This is a genomic window from Shewanella sp. (assembly GCF_013214165.1).
GTDB lineage: Bacteria > Pseudomonadota > Gammaproteobacteria > Enterobacterales > Shewanellaceae > Shewanella.
Map to the genome: position 1 here is coordinate 1 of NZ_JABSSM010000159.1, position 3,196 is coordinate 3,196.

Sequence of the window (3,196 nt, forward strand, 5' to 3'; positions counted from 1 at the left end):
TTGGACTCTTTAGATACTGCACCATCAATGGCTTTAAAGAGACTCCAGAGTTCCCTAAGCCATGAAAGCAGTTTTTTTAATAGGTTTCGAAACATAGATTATCCTTTAGTAATGAGACTTTCTCTATGTTTCTTATAACTATATCAAAGTGAATAATTGAATTTGAAGTCTAGTGTTTTTAAATCCTGTTCTAGAGTAGATCAGGCACTACCACCACTCTCTATTTTAGAACTTTGGCATTTAAACAAATACCTTGAGCTGAACAGTCAACTTAATTAGCTACGCACACAAATAACATTTATTTTATTGACCGTTGAGATCAATAGCTTAAACTAGTTCAGAAAATGAACCTCAACAACGTGAAAACATGGTAGAAACCTGTATAGAAGTGCTCTCTACTGAGCAACTAATGGCAGTATATGCTCGTCAAACCTCAGGCTTAATGGCTGAAACATATGCCTGTGGTATTCAGTGGCATGACGGCAAAGAAACTAAAGCCTACGTTAAGCGATTTAGTAATGTTCGTAAATTGGCATTAGTTAACGAAGTGACTGGTTACATAATTGCTAAGCAATGTGGGTTGCCAGTCCCTCGTTTCGCAGGACTAATTAATACTTCAGCTGAACAATTTGATGATGAATCTGCACAATACAACAATTGGGCATTTGTAGTTAGTAGTCTTGAAGGCACAACTCCTGGCAGCTTTTACGAAGTACAAGACATGCAATCATGCAAATCTCTTATGAACCTCGTTGCGGGGTGGGATAAGGTTTCAGATGCAATCGCATTTGATGATTGGGTTGCGAATGAAGATCGCCACCTTGGTAATATTATGGTAGCAGGTAAAAACCGAATCTATCTTTTTGACCATAGTAACTTACCTATTACTTTAAACTGGCAGGCACACCAACTTGACCCGAACTATGTAGCTAAAAGCGTCTTAACCGACAATCTTTATGCTCTCAACTGCACACCACTGCCGGTTAAATCTATGGTAGCTCATGCCACTAATACTCATGAAGATGTTTATAATATGGTCAAACAAGAACTATGCTACTGGTGGGATGTTTTGCTAGAGGGAGATGTAGAACGTAGAGTTGCACTTGAAAAATTTATGGAATCTAGAGCAATTTTAGGTAACCGTCGTGTTTGCGGCAGTTTAAGAATGTTGGCATAAAAAATGAAAACGTTAAACGATATTTTAAACTCTACAACTAGAATTACTAATGTATCTGGTAATTGGTATCAATTTCAGTGGACCCCTGACATCACAACAGGTGAAATATTAAACATCGGGGTTGGTTTTAGAGATAACTCCGGCGAATTCGGCGTGCTAATGCTGGATTACTATGAGCGTATAAATTGCTTTTATGGTCCAGAAATGCAATTTCAACTTGAACTGGCTTGCAATGTTGCTAGAGAGTTAGTGTTTCGAAAGGATCTAAAGGAGTCTAACGAACTAACACCTCAAATACACCTTATCAAAAAAGGTTTTGCTCAAGGAAAGAACACTACAGACATCCTTAATAGTCTGTATAAAAATACGATATCATTAGGTAAGAAAGTCAGGAAAACCAGTAAGAATAGGTTCTCGTCAACGTCAAGAGATTCTGTATATATTACTTTAAAAGATAAATTAAAACTCAATTTAGATATTGATTACTCTCTCCATGTACCAGAAAATCCATATCAAACCGTTAGCGAAGGCAACATCATAAACAACCTATACTTACCGTATAAAAAACAACATGGAGTAGCCACACTAGTGTCAACTGCATATGCTGATATACAGAGGGTTAAATGTAACTTATTTGATGGTTACAGAGATATTGATATAGCATCTAATCGCATGAATACTAAAGATAATGCCATATTCTTAATGCTTCCTAGTGACAACCTGAAGCGTGAAGTTCAACTAGAAATTGAGAATGAATTGGATAAATTTATTTGGTTATTAAAACCCCATAAGTTTTATGTTGGATCACACGCCAATACTGATGGTTTAGCAGACGAAATTACCGAGTGGTGTCAACAAGTAGCTTAATATGAATCAAAAACTTCCATTCGTTTGATATTGAATATATGAAAATTGACAAGAAGCTTAGGGGCCATGACACGTTCACACCCCACAGTCATAGATGGGTCAAGGGGCTCGCTGACCGTTCGAAATAAAGCCCCATTAGCGATTTTCATTATTGGTTATTGTGTCTAAAAGTGAAGACCATCAACGACAATTAACAATGATTTCAGCTGATAGCTGTGTGTATATCTCTTAGTAATGCCAGATTCGAACTTTTCATGTCCTACCATCTCTTGCAACAACCCAAGCTCGATTCCTTGTGAGCGAGATTTGGTAATGAACGTATGCCTGAAGCTATGAAATACCTTCCTCTCGCCATGATCATTGAGTTGATTAATGCCCAGAGAGTACAAGTTACGCTGTAAGTGTTCTGTGACGTTATAGCTACGATCTGCCACTTCAGGAAATAAGTAGTCACTAGCAGAATCAATATAATCTAAAAAACCATAATCAATCAGCTTCTGGTGGATAGGGATACACCTTGTCGCAGCCTTAGTTTTTCCTTTGGCAATCCAGAGATAATGACGCTGACTATCTGCATCAAATCGAACATCAGCTTTTTTCAACTTGGTTATTTCACTACGCCTAGCTCCCGAGTATATGGCGATAAGCACAACCCATTTCCTCCAACCATCCAACTGGCTGCATGATGACTCAATGGCTCTTACTTCGGAGTCTGAGAACACGGCGTATCGAGTAGAATTAGCTTCACACTTAACATTATTGGTTGGGGATTCGGCCAGTACATCTTTTTCCTTCGTGAGGAAGCGACTGAAAAAGCTTTGGCACAACTTAAAAAGCTCCTTTACCGTCTTTGACGACACAAGGTACTTGGGCTCAACATCATTAAGTTCAAGTAGTTCCAGTGGTGCCATTAAGTGGTAAGGCTTGATATTTCGCCTAGGTGTTAATGCATAACGGTTTAATAACGATTTGATATCTTGCTTGTTAATCGAATTCACAGCGACATTACCGAAGCATATATGCATAAACTCGAAGTACCTCATTGCCCCTTTCTCAATTTTCTCTGTCCAAGATTTCCACTGAACGAAGTCTTTCCAAGCATCGTTAAGTAAATAGCCACCAGCATTGGGTAAAGAGTCTGGTTTGGCTAAA

General features: G+C 38.4%; 3 protein-coding genes. 2 read left to right on the forward strand and 1 reads right to left on the reverse strand.

From position 1 onward, the window contains the following. Window positions 1-409 precede the first annotated feature (409 nt). Complete coding sequence (locus HRU42_RS20785) at window positions 410-1,177, forward strand: HipA family kinase (RefSeq protein ID WP_295033964.1); 768 nt, start codon at window positions 410-412, stop codon at window positions 1,175-1,177. Window positions 1,178-1,180: 3 nt separating this feature from the next. After that, window positions 1,181-2,044, forward strand: coding sequence for a hypothetical protein (locus HRU42_RS20790; RefSeq protein WP_295033965.1), 864 nt, complete (start codon window positions 1,181-1,183; stop codon window positions 2,042-2,044). Window positions 2,045-2,208: 164 nt separating this feature from the next. On the opposite strand, the gene HRU42_RS20795 is transcribed toward HRU42_RS20790, so the two are convergent. After that, the coding region (locus HRU42_RS20795; protein WP_295033967.1) for a site-specific integrase at window positions 2,209-3,196 on the reverse strand (988 nt) is incomplete at its 5' end.

What these genes read in the sequence shown, in the direction of transcription:
- HRU42_RS20790 (WP_295033965.1), top strand. Translation starts at nt 1,181, where the DNA reads ATGAAAACGTTAAACGATATTTTAAACTCTACAACTAGAATTACTAAT.
- HRU42_RS20785 (WP_295033964.1), top strand. Translation starts at nt 410, where the DNA reads ATGGCAGTATATGCTCGTCAAACCTCAGGCTTAATGGCTGAAACATAT.